We start from the raw sequence: 14,777 nt of genomic DNA on the forward strand, positions 1-14,777 counted from the left end.
CTCTCCTTAGGGCTGCAAGGGGGGTTTCGGAGGCTTCAGGGGCCGGAAAAGACCGGCGCACTCTCGGGCTACAGAGGGGGTGGCTACAGGGGGATTCGATGTGGGACGAAGGAGGAGGTGTCGTCGGTGATGAGGCCCGAGGTCTCGCGGATGCCGACCCCTGCGGATTCGTCCTCGACGACCCATGCGCCGAGCACCGGATGCTCACCGTCGAAGTCGGGCAGCGCGCAGAACTCCTGGAAAACGAAACCCTCTGCGCCGTAGTCGCCCTGGGTGCGCTGCTCTCGGCCGTCCGGGGTGACGATGCGCATGCTCGCCCCCTCCCGGCCGAGCAGGGGCTTCTGCACGTACGAGGTGAGGCCCCCGGGTGTGTTCAGGTAGGTGGGCAGCAGATTGGGGTGCCCCGGGAACAACTCCCAGAGCAGCACCAGCAGCGCCTTGTTCGACAGCACCATCTTCCAGATCGGCTCGATCCACGACGTGGGCGTGCCGGGGATGTGGCGCCCGAACGGCTCGGTGACGAGCCACTCCCAGGGATAGAGCTTGCAGAGCGTGCGGATCTCCTGCTCGTCCAGATCGACGAACCGCCCGCGGCCGGAGTCCCAGCCGATGTCCTCCATGGCGATGGCCACGCCGGGCAGGCCCGCCTCCTCGGCGGTCTCCTGCATGTAGGCGATCGTCATGACCTCTTCACCGGTCTCGTCGCCGTTCGTCCAGGCGAAGTGCGCCGGTCCTCCGGTCACCCTGGGGGCGATCTCCTTCCAGCGGGCCACCAGCCGCTCGTGGATGGAGTTCCACTGGTCGTCACCCGGATGGACGTCCTGTAGCCAGTACCACTGGACGATCGAGCTCTCGACGAGGGCGGTCGGGGTGTCGGCGTTGTACTCCAGCAGTTTGGCCGGGCCGTCGCCGTCGTAGCGCAGGTCGAACCGGCCGTACAGATGCGGGTCACCGCGCCGCCACGACTCCTCGATCAGCGGCGCGACCCACTCCGGTATGCCGAGGACGTGGTAGCGCCCGGTCGTGACCACGTGTTCCACCACCTGCAAGCACATCCGGTGCAGTTCCTCGACGACCTCTTCCAGGGCGAGGACCTCGTCCATGTCGAAGACGTAGTGGACGGACTCGTCCCAGTAGGGCCGGGACAGGTGTTCGGGGTGCGCGGTCTTGTGGAAGGCCAAGCCCTGCGCCTCGATCTTCTCCGCCCAGCCGTCCCGGGGCGTCGAACGGGCACGGCGCACCGGATCAGCTCCCGCTCCGGCCGCCGCCGCCGAACCCGCCGCGGCTGAGGGTCCGCCCGCTACTGGACTTGACCTTGCCCTTGCTCGGCCGGAAGCTGCTGCCGCCCGACGCGAAGCCGCTGGAGTCGCGCTTGCCGCCGTAGTACCAGAAGTACCGGTTGTAGGACGAGCTACGCCCACGGTCGATGTCGTCCGCGTCGCAGAGGCCATCCGAGACCACCCTGTAGCCGCCCTGGGCCTTGCCGATCACCGGGGCGCTGCGGTCCACGCAGTACGCGGTGGTCGACTTGGACCCGCAGGCGACCAGGGTGAGCGACAGCGCGCTCAGCATCCCGACCTTCACGGCGCGGGAACTGAGCCGGCGAGTGGGCTCCTGTGGGGGCAAGGAGAACACGTCCTTCGAAACGATGCGGCGAGCTTCCGGAAGGTTCCGGACTGCATGGTCGGACGCCTCGAACAGAAGGAATCCGGTATGCGGAGCCATAGCCTAGGGGCGGCTGACATGCGACGGAAGGGACGCACGTTCCGGTTCCGTCACATCCTCAAAGCAGCAGCCGACCGCACCGTAAACAGGACCGGTCTCCAGTACCGGGCTTCGATGGACGCCCGCCGGACGTCAGTCCGGGACGGGCAGGTGCGCGTAAAGGTCCATGGCATCCACGGACGTGGGCAGATCACTGACCTGCCCGTCGCCGACCTCCACCACACGCCACGCACCGTCCGTGCGACGCGCGAGGTCGGTGGTGATGAACCGGCAACCGAGCGCGCGGACGGCCGGGGCGACGCCGGTGAGGTCGGGATCCGGTTCCACCTCCGGGCTGTCGGGGTGCGGCCCCACCAGGGCGGGTTCCCCGTCCACCCACCACACACGCGCCTCGCCCTCGCCGTCGTACGGCTCGTACTCGCGCACGACGAGGCCGCCCGCGAGATGGTCGTCCTGCAAGGCGATCATCTTGGCGGCGATGTCGTGCAGCTGGACGAGGTTCTTCACGTCCGGCACGTAGCACGCCTCGTCCCACTCGTGCTTGCGCGACTTCACGTAGTCCTTGATGACACCGGGTCCGCCGGGCAGCGGCCGGACCAGCTCGCTCAGCTCGTTCAGGTCGCCCGGATCCTGGCCGGCCGTCAGCGGGCGCCAGACGCTGTGCGGGGTCAGGCCCGCGAACGTGTCGTGCCAGCCCGGCAGCTCGTGCGCCCGCCGGTAGTCGTCCGGGTGGGTCAGCAGCAACGTCCCGCGCTGCTTCATGGCGACCGCCGCCGCGGCGTACTCGGCGGCCGTCAGCATCCAGCCGCGGTACCAGACGGGGCCCATGTCGGCCGGCACCGCGCGCACCGCCGCCTCCACGTCCCCGCGCCGCAGCGCGTCGTGGTCGAGCAGGGCGATCTCGCCGTAGTGGTCCCGCACGGCCGCCGCCTCGCGGGAGAAGTGCGGGTCAACGCGCCGTGGGTGGAGCGGATCGACGCAGAAGAGGACGGTCAGCGTCATGATGGAACCCTCCGTGGACGGCGCCAGCGTACGGTGTCCGGACCAACATACGCACGGAGATTCCGGCCCAAATAGGCGTGCGGGACGTTGATCGAACTGATGTTCGGTAAGCTGTCCGGGTCCGCGGCGCCGTCCACAACCGCGCCGGGGGTTCGAAAGTGTCGGCGGCCCGCCGTAACGTCGCCCTCGACATCGCAGTCAGCGGCCGAGAGCCGGCAGTCACGACGAGAAGGACATCTGATGGCAGCGAACGACCGGGAGAAGGCTCTCGAGACCGCACTCGCCCAGATCGAGAGGCAGTTCGGCAAGGGCTCGGTCATGCGGATGGGCGAGGAGGCCCGGGCGCCGGTCGAGGTGATCCCCACCGGGGCCATCGCCCTCGACATCGCGCTCGGCATCGGCGGCCTGCCCCGCGGCCGGGTCGTCGAGGTGTACGGCCCCGAGGGCTCGGGCAAGACCTCCGTCGCGCTGCACGCGGTGGCCAGCGTCCAGAAGAAGGGCGGCATCGCCGCGTTCGTCGACGCCGAGCACGCCCTCGACCCCGAGTACGCGACCAGGCTCGGCGTCGACATCGACGCCCTGCTGGTCTCCCAGCCCGACACCGGCGAGCAGGCCCTGGAGATCACCGACATGCTGATCCGCTCCGGCGCGATCGACATCGTCGTCATCGACTCCGTCGCCGCGCTCGTCCCCCGCGCCGAGATCGAGGGCGAGATGGGCGACAGCCACGTCGGCCTCCAGGCGCGCCTCATGTCGCAGGCGCTGCGCAAGCTCACCGGCGCGATCAACCAGACCCGGACCACCGCCATCTTCATCAACCAGCTCCGCGAGAAGGTCGGCGTCATGTTCGGCTCCCCGGAGACCACCACCGGCGGCCGCGCGCTGAAGTTCTACGCCTCCGTCCGCCTGGACATCCGCCGCATCGAGACCCTCAAGGACGGCACCGAGGCCGTCGGCAACCGCGTCCGGGTCAAGGTCGTCAAGAACAAGATGGCCCCGCCCTTCCGCGTCGCCGACTTCGACCTCCTCTACGGCCTCGGCATCAGCCGCGAGGGCGGCCTGATCGACCTCGGCGTGGAGCACGGCTTCGTCCGCAAGTCCGGCGCCTGGTACACCTACGACGGCGACCAGCTCGGCCAGGGCAAGGAGAACGCCCGCAACTTCCTCAAGGCCAACCCCGACATGGCGGACGGCATCGAGAAGAAGATCAAGGAGAAGCTGGGCATCGGCCCGAAGGTCGACAAGGAGGCCGAGCCCGCGGCCCCCGGCGCGGCGCCCGGCGCGGCGCCCGCCGCACCGGCGGCCCCGCCCGCGCCCGCCCCCGCCGTCAAGAGCACCGCCGGGAAGAAGTCCGCCAAAGTGGTCAAATCGGGTGATTCCTGACGGCGAATCCCCCGATACGGGTGACTCTTGACGAAGAGTAAGCGATGATCTCGTGTGTAGGGCGGCGGCGCCTTACCCGGCACCGGCCTGCCGGTGGACGGACCTTCCCCGATGGCGCCGCCGCTCCCATGGGCCCGGGCGCCGAGCCGGCCAGGCTCGGCGGCCGGGGCACCCGGCGGCGGCCATGACCGGCCGCACCGGAGGGCGTGACGTCGAAAGGCGCGGCGTCGAAAGGCGCGGCGCCGGGGGGAAGGCCGCCGGAGGAAAGGCCGCCGGGGGGCGGCCCGCCGACCCGGAGGCGGCGGCGCGGGAGCTGTGCCTGCGGCTGCTCTCGGCCTCCCCACGTACCCGGGCGCAACTCGCGGACGCCCTGCGGCGCAAGGACGTCCCGGACGAGGTGGCCGATCGCGTCCTGTCCCGCTTCACCGACGCCGGGCTCATCGACGACGAGGCGTTCGCGCGGTCCTGGGTCCAATCCCGGCACACGGGCCGCGGCCTCGCCCGGCGCGCCCTGGCCGCCGAGCTCCGCCGCCGCGGCGTGGCCGACGAGACCGTCAGCGACGCCGTCGACTCCCTGGACCCGGCCCAGGAGGAGCGGACCGCCCGCGCCCTGATCGACCGCAGGCTCCGCGCCACCCGCGACCTGGACCCCGTCAAACGCACCCGCCGCCTGATCGGCCTCCTGGCCCGCAAGGGCTACTCCCCGGCCCTCTCCTATCGCGTGGTCAACGAGGCCCTGGCCGAAGAGGGCGTCACCCTGGAAGACCTCCCCGAACCACCCCCCGATTGAAGAACCCCACGGCCCTTCCTCCAGCCTCCTCACCTCACGCACCCTCGCCTCGCGCACGCCCCCCGCTCCGCACGCCCTCGCCTTTGACGCACGTGTCACCTCACACGCCTCGCGCTCTCACACGATGCCCGACATCCCACCGCGCGCCCCCGCCTCAGGGGGTGCTCCTCACTCACGGCCCGCTCCGACCTCCGGGAAGTGACATACCGGAGGTGGCACAAGGATGAGCGGAGGGTGAGTTCGCCCAGACCCCGCCCCGGCTTCGGCGGGCAGGCAGACAGGGGTGCGCGGTGTCAAGGAGGGCGGTAAGTAAGGAGTCACGCGGGCGTTCGGTTAGTCCGGAATGCCCGAGGGTTGCTTGCTCATTACCTCTATGCCGCTTACCGTTACGGCAGTGAGGAGTTACTCCGCGTCTCGCGGATTGCTATACGGCCGAGTACGTTCGAGCAGCTGAGAGGCACAAGAGGCGGGATCGTTGGCCGGATTCGGCCGAGTTACCGGGGAGGTGCGCGCCGCCGTCCGGTGATGACGCGCGCCCCGGCCGTGCGCGAGTAAGTCCTCGCATGGAGGGCCCCGACGGGCGGGCCCGCGGCGAGGAAGGATCTGCCTCATGGAGAGCGTCCTGCTGGGTGCAGCGCTGCTGGTGACCCTGGTCGCTCTCGTCATCGTCGTCCTCCGCCGGCCCGGCATGCCGGGCCGGGCGGCGGCGGAGATGGCCCGGGCGCACAGCGAGGCGGACGAGGCGCGGGCCAGGGCCGAGCGGGACGCGCAAGCCGTCCTGGAGAAGGCCGAGGGGCAGGCGCGGCGGATCGCGGCGGAGACGCGCGCGGAGCTGGAGGAGGAGGGCCGGGCCCTCCGGGAGGACCTGCGGACGCTCAGGGAGGATCTGGAGCGCCGGGAGAGCCGCCTCGCCGAGCGGGAGCAGCGCCTGGACGGGGAGTTCCGGCGGCTGGAGGAGTGGTCCGGCCGTCTCGCCGAGGGCAAGCGGGCGCTGGAGGGCCGCAAGCAGGAGCTGGCCAAGGTCGAGGAGGAGCGGCGGCAGGTCCTGGAGCGCGCGGCGGGGCTCACCGCCGAGCAGGCCAAGGGCGAACTGGTCACCGCGATCGAGAACCAGGCCAAGCGCGAGGCCATCCCGATCACCCGGGAGATCGAGAACTCGGCGCGGGCCGAGGGCGAGAAGCGCGCCCGCAAGATCGTGACGCTGGCGATCCAGCGGGTCGCGAGCGAGCAGACCGCCGAGTCGGTGGTGTCGGTGCTGCACCTTCCGAGCGACGAGATGAAAGGCCGCATCATCGGGCGCGAGGGACGCAACATCCGCGCCTTCGAGACGACCACCGGCGTGAACCTCATCATCGACGACACCCCCGAGGCGGTCCTGCTGAGCTGCTTCGACCCGGTGCGCCGGGAGGTCGGCAGGCTGACCCTGGAGAAGCTCGTCCTGGACGGGCGCATCCACCCGCAGCGGATCGAGGAGATCTACGAGCGCAGCAAGAGCGACGTCGAGCAGCTGTGCGTGCGGGCGGGCGAGGACGCGCTGGTCGAGGTCGGCATCGCCGACATGCACCCGGAGCTCATCGCCCTGCTGGGCCAGCTCCGCTACAGGACGTCCTACGGGCAGAACGTCCTGAAGCACCTGATCGAGTCCGCGCACATCGCCGGGATCATGGCGAGCGAGCTGCGGCTGCCCGTGGACGTGGCCAAGCGGTGCACGCTGCTGCACGACATCGGCAAGGCGCTCACCCATGAGGTGGAGGGCAGTCACGCGCTGATCGGAGCGGAGATCGCGCGCCGCTACGGCGAGGACGAGGACGTGGTCCACGCGATCGAGGCGCACCACAACGAGGTCGAGGTGCGGACGGTGGAGGCCGTGCTCACCCAGGCCGCGGACGCCGTCAGCGGCAGCCGCCCGGGCGCGCGCAGGGAGTCCCTGGAGGCGTACGTCAAGCGGCTGGAGCGGCTGGAGGAGATCGCCCGGGACAGGCACGAGGGCGTGGAGAAGGTCTTCGCGATGCAGGCGGGCCGGGAGATCCGTGTGATGGTGAAGCCCGACTCGGTGGACGACATCCAGGCGCAGGTCATCGCGCGGGACATCGCGAAGCAGGTCGAGGACGAGCTGACCTACCCGGGGCAGATCCGCGTGACCGTGGTGCGGGAGTCACGGGCCATCGAGTTCGCCCGCTGATCCCGCCGTGCTGATTGCACCGTGCTGATTGCACCGTGCTGATCCCGCCGTGCGCGGGTCCCGTCCGCCAGCGGGTGTTCCTCCCGGTGACGGACGGGGCGGACGTCAGCCGACGGTCAGGTCGATCGGATCGACGCCGCGCGGCTCGAATCCGAGGGTCTGGCCGTAGAAGGCCAGCTCGGCCTCCAGGCACGCGATGACCGTTTCCGCGCGCCGGAAGCCGTGCGACTCGCCCTCGAAGGTGAGGTAGGCGTACGGCATCTTCTTCTCGGCGAGCGCCACGGCGAACCGCTCGGACTGGTCCGGGGGCACCACCGGGTCGTTCAGGCCCTGCAGGAGCAGCACCGGGCACGCCGTGCGGTCCGCGTGGTTCAGCGGTGAGCGCTCCTCGTAGGCGCGCTCGAAACCGGGCAGCGGGCCGATCAGGCCGAACAGGTACTGCGACTCGAAGTCGTGGGTGGCCTCGGCGAAGCTCTGCAGCTCGCTGATGCCGAAGTAGGACGTGGCGGCCTTGAACACGTCGGTCTGGGTGACCGACGCGAGCGTCGTCCATCCCCCGGCGGAGTTGCCGCGGATCGCCAGGCGGTTGGGGTCGGCGATCCCGCCGTCCACGAGCGCCTGCGCGGCGGCGACGGCGTCCTCCACGTCCACCACACCCCACTGGCGGCGCAGACGCTCCCTGTAGGCGCGGCCGTAGCCGGTGGAGCCGCCGTAGTTGACGTCGATGACGCCGATGCCGCGGCTGGTGAAGTACGACCGTTCCAGGTTCAGCACCGTGGAGACCCGCCCGGTGGGTCCGCCGTGCACGAACACCACGTACGGCGGCAGTTCCCCTTCTAGGGCGGTGGCCTCCGGGTTGGTCGGCGGGAAGACGTAGGCGTGGACGGGACGCCCGAACGGCCCCTCCAGGCGCTCGGCGCGCGGCTTGGACAGGTACGCGACGTCCGGTAGCTCCGGCAGCTCGCGGCGCAGTCCCTCGACGCGCCCGGTCGTCGAGTCGATCCGGACGACGGACGGCGGGACGTCGGGCGCACCGCCGATCCCCACGATGGTCGTACCGTCCGCCGACAGCTGCGGCAGCCAGTGGTCGTAGGGGACCTCCAGGTCGACGAGGTCCAGCGTCTCCGGGTCGTAGATGCCGAGCCGCATGTCGCCCTCGCCGTGCAGGACGGCGAGCCGGCCGTCCCCCAGCAGCGCGTACGGCATGCCTCCCAGTTGCCAGAGCGGACCGGCGAACTCCTCCTCGGCCGGGTAGAGCGCCTGCGGGGATTCACCGTGCAGGCCGACCTGGTAGATGTTCCACCAGCCGGGCCAGTCGGAGATGACGTACAGGGACTGGTCGTCGCGCCACAGCGGGGCGACCGCCGATTCGGTGAGCCCGCCCTTGACCGTACGGGGGGCGACCGTCTTGCCGTCCTCTATCGCGGCCACGCGCAGCTCTGTGCCGTCCCAGGGCATGCGCGGGTGGTTCCACTGGACCCACGCCAGGTGACCGCCGCTGGGGGACGGTGTGGGGGCGGCGTAGAAGTGGGCGCCGGTCACCAGTTCCCGGATCGCCCCGGCGTTCTCGGCCGCGCTGCCGTCCAGCGGGACGGCCACGATGGCGCGGCGGATGCCCGCGACGCCCTCCTCGCCCTCGCCGGACGCCGCGATGTGCCCCTCGCACACGCACCAGATCTCGGTTCCGTCCGGGGACGGCACGAAGTCGGCGTAGCGCAGCCCCGCCTGGACGGCCGGCTCGGGCGTCAGCGGGTACGGCTTGGGGTCGCGCTCGTCGACCCGGTACAGCCGCTGGTCCTCGTAGTTGGCGAACACCAGCGACGGGCCCTCGGCGGAGCGGACCGGCAGGTATGACCGCCCGCCGTACTCGTGCACGCGCGTGCGCGCGTCCCAGGGGGCCTGGAGCAGATCCGTCCGGTGACCGCCCTGGAGGTGGACGACCGTGGTCCGCCCGCCCTCCTCTGGTCGGGCCTCCTGCCACCACACGTCATCGCCCGCGACGGTCGGGAAACTCAGGCGCAGCCGGGCGCGGGCGACATCGGCCGCGGAGATGGGTGAGGGCCAGGAGCCGTAGGGGAGGGGCGCACGAGCGGTCATAACAGGAATCGTCTCGCAAACGGGGATGGGTTGGGGCCGTGACGGGCGGTTTGACTTCGGAAAGATACAAGCCGGTCACCAGGCGACCCGCGGGTAACGACCCGTTCGCGCGTAGGGACGGGCCCTCCCCGCGCGAAGGGGCACCGACCGGCGGCGGCCGGCGGCGCCCCCTAAGGCGCGGCTGAGGTCGATCTCACACTCCGGAGGCCGCGCCGCCTGCGGCCATCCCCGGCGCGGGCGGAGCGACGACGTCGGCGCCCATGGTCTTCGCCTCGGTCTTGCGGCTGCGGCGGCTGCGCGCCTCCAGCCACGTCGCGAACCGGCTCACCGCCATGTTGATCGCGATGTAGATGACCGCGACCACGATCCCCGCCTGGATCTTGTTGTTGTGGTAGTTGGCGGGGACCTGCCGGAAGCCGGCGCTGAGCAGCTCGGAGTAGGCGATGATGAACCCGAGCGCGGTGTCCTTGAGCAGGACGACGAGCTGGCTGACGATCGCCGGCATCATCACCGTGACCGCCTGCGGCAGCAGGATCAGGCGCATGACGCCGTTCTTGCGCAGGCCGACCGAGTACGCGGCCTCCGCCTGCCCCTTCGGGATCGACAGGACGCCCGCGCGCACCACCTCGGCCAGCACCGAGCCGTTGTACAGCACGAGGCCGAAGACGACCGCCGCGAACGCGGGCACCGTGATGGTCCCGGCGTTGATCTCCACGCCGAAGACCGAGAAGACGTTGTCCACCAGCACGCGCTGGAAGGTGCCGAACGCGGAGTCGGCGATGGTGGGGCTGATCTTGTTGGGGATGAAGAACGCCAGGAAGATCAGGATGAGCAGGGGAATCGCCCGGAAGAACTCCACCACGACTCCGGCCGGGACCCGCACCCACCAGTGGTCCGACAGCCGCGCCAGGCCGAACACCACACCGAACAGCAGGGCCAGGACGGACGCGACGGCCGCGGCCTTCAGCGTGCTCCACAGGCCGGGCAGGATCAGCTTGTCCCACACCGTCCACTTGGTGAACGGGCTCCACAGCTCGCCCGCGAACTGGCCCTTGTCGTTGAAGCGCCAGAGGAACGCGGCGAGGATGCCGAGGAGGACGATCGACGCGACGACGGTCACCATCGTGTTCCGCGCGCGCGCCCTCGGCCCGGGGGCGTCGAACAGGACGGTCGCTTCCTTGCTCATCGCGCCACCGCCATTCGCTTGTGCAGCCATCCGAAGAAGAACCCGGTCGGCAGTGTGAGGATCATGAATCCGATGGCGACGCCGATGAACAGCGGGAGCGCGCCGCTGGTGAACGAGGGCTGGTCCAGGAGGTCCTTCATGACCGCCGCCGCCTCGGCGTAGCTCGCGGCGGACGCCACCGTCGTGTTCTTGATCATCGCGATCATGACGCTGCCCAGGGGCGCGATGACCGAGCGGAACGCCTGCGGCAGGATGACGATGCGCAGCGACTGGCTGAAGGTGAGCCCGACCGACCGCGCCGCCTCGGCCTGTCCGAGCGGCACGGTGTTGATGCCCGCGCGCAGCGACTCGCAGACGAAGGCCGCGGTGTATCCGGACAGGCCCAGGACCGCCCACCAGTAGTACGTGGTCGAGGGGTTGTCGGAGAACTTCAGTGCCAGGACGTCGTTGAGCCCGAGGCTGCACATCAGCAGCACCAGGGTCAGCGGCGTGTTGCGCACGATGTTGACGTAGCCGGTGCCGACGACGCGCAGCAACGGGACGGGCGCGACCCGGAAACTCACCAGCAGGGTCCCGATCAGCAGGGACAGCACGGCGGAGAGCGCGGCGAGCCGTATCGTCGCCCAGAATCCTTCGAGGATCTGGTCGATGTTGTCGAAGAACGGGCCGAAGTCAAACATTGCTTAGCTGTTCCATGGCGTTCCAGACGGTCGGGGCCAGACCGGCGCGTCCTGGAAGGCGTTCGCCTCCCCGGGACGCACCGGCGTGACGGGCTCGGCCTCGGATCAGGCGCAACCTTCCATCTGAGGCACGGTCGTGACGAGCTTCAGCCCCGTGCCCGAGAAGTGCTTCTCCAGCAGCGTCTTGGCGGTCCCGTCGGAGTACATCTGCGTGATGGCGGTGTTGACCGCCTCGCAGGTCTCCTTGTCGCCCTTCTTGATGCCGACGCCGTACTTCTCGTCGGTGAAGGGCGCGTTGATGACCTTGAACTTGCCCTTCTGCTGGCTGGCGAAGCCGGCGAGGATGAGGTCGTCGGTGCTGACCGCGTCCAGGGCGCCCGCCTGGAGCTTGGCGGCGCAGTCGGAGTAGCTGCTGGCGTCGACCGTGGTGACGCCCTTGATGTCGAGCTTGCCGTCCGGGGGGCCCTCGGTGATGCGGCGGAAGGAGTTGGACCCGGCCGCCTTGCAGAGCTTCTTGCCCTTGAGGTCCTGGGGCTTCTTGATGGAGGTGTTGCTGGCCGCCACCATCGTGTCCTGGTGCGCGACGTAGTACGGGCCGCCGAAGGTGACCTGCGCCTTGCGGGCCTCGGTGATGGAGTACGTCGCGAAGACGAGGTCGACCTGCCCGCCGCCCAGGAACGACTCGCGGTTCGCCGACGTCGTCTCCTTGAAGGTGACGCCGTTCTCGGGGACGCCCAGCTTCTGCGCGACGTACTTGGCGACGTCCACGTCGAAGCCGTCGTAGGAGCCGTCCGGCTTCTTCAGGCCCAGCGCGGGCTGGTCGAACTTGATGCCGATCGTCAGCTTCTTCTCGTCCTTGGCCTTCTGGACGACGGACTTGGCCTCGGTCTTCTCCTTGTCGCTGCCACAGGCGCTGAGCGCCAGGGACAGCGCCATCCCCGCGCCGATGAGGGCGCCGATACGACGTGCTCGCATGCTCTCGTCTACCTCTGCTGTTGTGTGACGTCGGGCGGAAGGGTTCAGTGCGTGAGGATCTTGGAAAGGAAGTCCTTCGCGCGGTCCGTGCGGGCGTTGGTGAAGAACTCGTCGGGCGTGTTCTCCTCCACGATCTGGCCGTCCGCCATGAACACGACCTTCTGCGCGGCCCTGCGGGCGAAGCCCATCTCATGGGTGACCACGATCATCGTCATACCGTCTCTGGCGAGTCCGGTCATGACGTCCAGGACCTCGTTGACCATCTCCGGGTCGAGAGCCGACGTGGGCTCGTCGAACAGCATCACCTTGGGCTTCATGGCGAGGGAGCGCGCGATGGCGGCGCGCTGCTGCTGTCCGCCGGACAGCTGGGCGGGGTACTTCTGGGCCTGGTTGGCGATGCCGACGCGGTCCAGCAGCTCCAGCGCGTGCTTCTCCGACTCCTGCTTGCCCTGCTTGCGGACCTTGATGGGCCCGAGCGTGACGTTCTCCAGGATCGTCTTGTGGGCGAACAGGTTGAACGACTGGAAGACCATGCCGACGTCGGCCCGCAGCCTCGCCAGTTCCTTGCCCTCCTTGGGCAGCTCCTTGCCGTCCACGAGGATCGTGCCGCCGTCGATGGGCTCCAGCCGGTTGATGGACCGGCACAGCGTCGACTTGCCGCCGCCCGAGGGGCCGATCACGACGACGACCTCACCGCGGTCCACGGTGAGGTTGATGTCCTTGAGGACGTGCAGCTCGCCGAAGTGCTTGTCGACGTGCTCCACCACGACGAGGGGCCCGGCGCCCGCGGTGGCCCGCTCCGGAACGGAGTCATCCGGCCCGCCGCCCCCGGTGAGGTCGGGCCCGCCTTCGCTGCCTGTCATGCGCTCGGACTTTACGTCATCCGCGCGGACCGGCAAGACTCCGGTGGGTACCGATACGATCACGAATACGCATGTCGGCGGGCGGTTTCCGCACGTTGGCGGACCACGGGCCGGGACGGGCCGGAACGGGCCCGACACGGCGCCTCGGCCGTTTCGTGACCCGCCGGTAACCCTTCGGTGATCATGCCCGGCGACCCGGGTGCGGCGCGTACCCTTGGTGACTGTCATGAGTGCGCCTATGGAGATGGGCCCCCGCACGTACGAAATCCGTACTTACGGGTGCCAGATGAACGTCCACGACTCCGAGCGGCTGTCCGGCCTCCTGGAGTCGGCCGGGTACGTCCGTGCGGAGAATGCAGAGCCCGATGTCGTGGTGTTCAACACCTGCGCCGTCAGGGAGAACGCCGACAACCGCCTGTACGGCAACCTTGGGCATTTGCGACCCGTCAAGGATGGCCGTCCCGGCATGCAGATCGCCGTGGGCGGTTGCCTCGCGCAGAAGGACCGCGACACCATCGTCAAGCGCGCACCATGGGTGGACGTGGTGTTCGGCACGCACAACATAGGTTCGCTGCCCGCACTGCTGGAGCGCTCACGTGTGCGCGACGAGGCGCAGGTCGAGATCGAAGAGTCCCTGGTGACCTTCCCCTCGACGCTGCCCACCCGGCGGGAGTCGCCCTACGCGGCATGGGTCTCCATCTCGGTCGGGTGCAACAACACCTGCACGTTCTGCATCGTCCCGTCGCTGCGCGGCAAGGAGAAGGACCGCCGTCCCGGTGAGATCCTCGCCGAGATCGAGGCGCTGGTGGGCGAGGGCGCCCTTGAGATCACCCTCCTCGGGCAGAACGTGAACGCGTACGGCTCGGGCTTCGGCGCCCTTTCCGCGGCGCCCGACGAGGTCCGCGCGATGACCGCGGGCGGCCAGTCGGCGTTCGCCGGGCTCCTGCGCGCGTGCGGGGGAGTCGAGGGCCTGGAGCGCGTCCGGTTCACCTCCCCGCACCCCAAGGACTTCACCGACGACGTCGTCGCGGCGATGGCGGAGACGCCGAACGTGATGCCGTCCTTGCACATGCCCCTGCAGTCGGGATCCGACGCGGTGCTGCGCGCCATGCGCCGCTCGTACCGGCAGGAGCGCTATCTCGGCATCATCGAGAAGGTCCGGGCCGCGATCCCTGACGCGGCGATCACCACCGACATCATCGTCGGCTTCCCCGGCGAGACCGAGGCCGACTTCGAGCAGACCCTGCACGTCGTGCGCGAGGCGCGGTTCTCTTCCGCGTTCACGTTCCAGTACTCCAAGCGTCCCGGTACCCCGGCGGCGACCATGCCCGGCCAGCTGCCCAAGGAAGTCGTCCAGGAACGGTACGAGCGCCTCGTCGCCCTCCAGGAGGAGGTCTCCTGGGCGGAGAACAAGAGGCAGCTGGGCAGGACGCTTGAGGTCCTCGTGGCCGAAGGCGAGGGCCGCAAGGACGGCGTGACCCGCCGGCTTTCAGGACGCGCGCCCGACAACCGTCTCGTTCACTTCCAGGCCCCGGACGAGCAGGTCCGTCCCGGCGACATGGTCACCGTCGAGGTCACCTACGCCGCCCCGCACCATCTGGTCGCTGACAAGGCCGCGCAGGGCGTCCGCCGCACGCGCGCGGGGGACGCTTGGGAAGCACGCCAGGGCAAGCCCAGCGGAGACGGCGCGCGCGGGGGGCAGAAGGGCGTCGCGCTCGGGATGCCCTCGATCGGACGTCCGGCCTCAGCCGGGACGGTTTCGTCCGGGACGGCCGTGTCCGGCTGCGCCACCTGCTCCTGAACTCCGGCATGATCGGAGGCACCCGCGCCGAAGGAGGCAGTGTGCTGGAAGAGGCAGTGCCGGAAGAGGCAGCGCAGGAAGAGGCAGCGCAGG

12 protein-coding genes are annotated in these 14,777 nt (G+C 69.9%); 4 read left to right on the top strand and 8 right to left on the bottom strand.

Annotated features, from left to right (window positions below; genetic code table 11):
- Positions 1-83: 83 nt before the first annotated feature.
- From AGRA3207_RS32435 to AGRA3207_RS32445, 3 genes are all read right to left on the bottom strand, one after another.
- Complete coding sequence (locus AGRA3207_RS32435; protein ID WP_231330929.1) at positions 84-1,241, bottom strand: glutathionylspermidine synthase family protein; 1,158 nt, start codon at positions 1,239-1,241, stop codon at positions 84-86.
- A gap of 4 nt (positions 1,242-1,245) precedes the next feature.
- Positions 1,246-1,626 carry a hypothetical protein gene (locus AGRA3207_RS32440; protein WP_231330930.1) on the bottom strand — a complete coding sequence of 127 codons (381 nt, stop codon included), beginning with the start codon at positions 1,624-1,626 and terminating at the stop codon, positions 1,246-1,248.
- Between the two features lie 231 nt (positions 1,627-1,857).
- On the bottom strand, positions 1,858-2,727 hold the full coding sequence (locus AGRA3207_RS32445; RefSeq protein WP_231330931.1) for an ATP-grasp domain-containing protein: 870 nt from the start codon (positions 2,725-2,727) through the stop codon (positions 1,858-1,860).
- Between the two features lie 240 nt (positions 2,728-2,967).
- Here AGRA3207_RS32445 and recA point away from each other — a divergent pair, with 240 nt between their 5' ends.
- The 3 genes from recA (at position 2,968) to rny (ending at position 7,082) form a co-directional block, all read left to right on the top strand.
- On the top strand, positions 2,968-4,110 hold the full coding sequence (gene recA, locus AGRA3207_RS32450) for a recombinase RecA (protein WP_231330932.1): 1,143 nt from the start codon (positions 2,968-2,970) through the stop codon (positions 4,108-4,110).
- A gap of 184 nt (positions 4,111-4,294) precedes the next feature.
- Positions 4,295-4,900: a regulatory protein RecX gene (locus AGRA3207_RS32455; RefSeq protein ID WP_231330933.1), complete on the top strand. Its 606-nt coding sequence runs from the start codon at positions 4,295-4,297 to the stop codon at positions 4,898-4,900.
- Between the two features lie 610 nt (positions 4,901-5,510).
- Positions 5,511-7,082, top strand: coding sequence for a ribonuclease Y (gene rny / locus AGRA3207_RS32460; RefSeq protein WP_231330934.1), 1,572 nt, complete (start codon positions 5,511-5,513; stop codon positions 7,080-7,082).
- Positions 7,083-7,187: 105 nt separating this feature from the next.
- On the opposite strand, the gene AGRA3207_RS32465 is transcribed toward rny, so the two are convergent.
- From AGRA3207_RS32465 to AGRA3207_RS32485, 5 genes are all read right to left on the bottom strand, one after another.
- Positions 7,188-9,179: a S9 family peptidase gene (locus AGRA3207_RS32465; RefSeq protein ID WP_231330935.1), complete on the bottom strand. Its 1,992-nt coding sequence runs from the start codon at positions 9,177-9,179 to the stop codon at positions 7,188-7,190.
- Between the two features lie 193 nt (positions 9,180-9,372).
- The gene (locus tag AGRA3207_RS32470; RefSeq protein WP_231330936.1) at positions 9,373-10,365 is read right to left on the bottom strand and encodes an amino acid ABC transporter permease; all 993 of its coding nucleotides are present in this window, start codon (positions 10,363-10,365) and stop codon (positions 9,373-9,375) included.
- Positions 10,362-11,045 (bottom strand): amino acid ABC transporter permease, encoded by a 684-nt coding sequence (locus AGRA3207_RS32475; protein WP_231330937.1) that lies wholly within the window; start codon positions 11,043-11,045, stop codon positions 10,362-10,364. The genes AGRA3207_RS32470 and AGRA3207_RS32475 overlap by 4 nt, the downstream gene beginning before the upstream one ends.
- 105 nt (positions 11,046-11,150) lie before the next feature.
- Complete coding sequence (locus AGRA3207_RS32480) at positions 11,151-12,020, bottom strand: glutamate ABC transporter substrate-binding protein (protein ID WP_231330938.1); 870 nt, start codon at positions 12,018-12,020, stop codon at positions 11,151-11,153.
- A 44-nt stretch (positions 12,021-12,064) separates the two neighbouring features.
- A complete protein-coding gene (locus tag AGRA3207_RS32485; protein ID WP_231336463.1) occupies positions 12,065-12,787 on the bottom strand; it encodes an amino acid ABC transporter ATP-binding protein in 723 nt (240 codons plus the stop codon).
- Between the two features lie 382 nt (positions 12,788-13,169).
- Here AGRA3207_RS32485 and miaB point away from each other — a divergent pair, with 382 nt between their 5' ends.
- Positions 13,170-14,684, top strand: a complete 1,515-nt coding sequence (gene miaB, locus AGRA3207_RS32490; RefSeq protein ID WP_420830816.1) for a tRNA (N6-isopentenyl adenosine(37)-C2)-methylthiotransferase MiaB — start codon at positions 13,170-13,172, stop codon at positions 14,682-14,684.
- The last annotated feature ends 93 nt before the right edge of the window (positions 14,685-14,777 follow it).

The sequence above is a fragment of the Actinomadura graeca genome, from assembly GCF_019175365.1.
Classification (GTDB): domain Bacteria; phylum Actinomycetota; class Actinomycetes; order Streptosporangiales; family Streptosporangiaceae; genus Spirillospora; species Spirillospora graeca.

Excerpts from the sequence above, each read along its gene's own strand:
- AGRA3207_RS32445 (WP_231330931.1), bottom strand. The coding sequence starts at position 2,727 with ATGACGCTGACCGTCCTCTTCTGCGTCGATCCGCTCCACCCACGGCGC.
- recA (WP_231330932.1), top strand. The coding sequence starts at position 2,968 with ATGGCAGCGAACGACCGGGAGAAGGCTCTCGAGACCGCACTCGCCCAG.
- AGRA3207_RS32455 (WP_231330933.1), top strand. The coding sequence starts at position 4,295 with ATGACCGGCCGCACCGGAGGGCGTGACGTCGAAAGGCGCGGCGTCGAA.
- rny (WP_231330934.1), top strand. The coding sequence starts at position 5,511 with ATGGAGAGCGTCCTGCTGGGTGCAGCGCTGCTGGTGACCCTGGTCGCT.
- AGRA3207_RS32465 (WP_231330935.1), bottom strand. The coding sequence starts at position 9,179 with ATGACCGCTCGTGCGCCCCTCCCCTACGGCTCCTGGCCCTCACCCATC.
- AGRA3207_RS32470 (WP_231330936.1), bottom strand. The coding sequence starts at position 10,365 with ATGAGCAAGGAAGCGACCGTCCTGTTCGACGCCCCCGGGCCGAGGGCG.
- AGRA3207_RS32475 (WP_231330937.1), bottom strand. The coding sequence starts at position 11,045 with ATGTTTGACTTCGGCCCGTTCTTCGACAACATCGACCAGATCCTCGAA.
- AGRA3207_RS32480 (WP_231330938.1), bottom strand. The coding sequence starts at position 12,020 with ATGCGAGCACGTCGTATCGGCGCCCTCATCGGCGCGGGGATGGCGCTG.
- miaB (WP_420830816.1), top strand. The coding sequence starts at position 13,170 with ATGAACGTCCACGACTCCGAGCGGCTGTCCGGCCTCCTGGAGTCGGCC.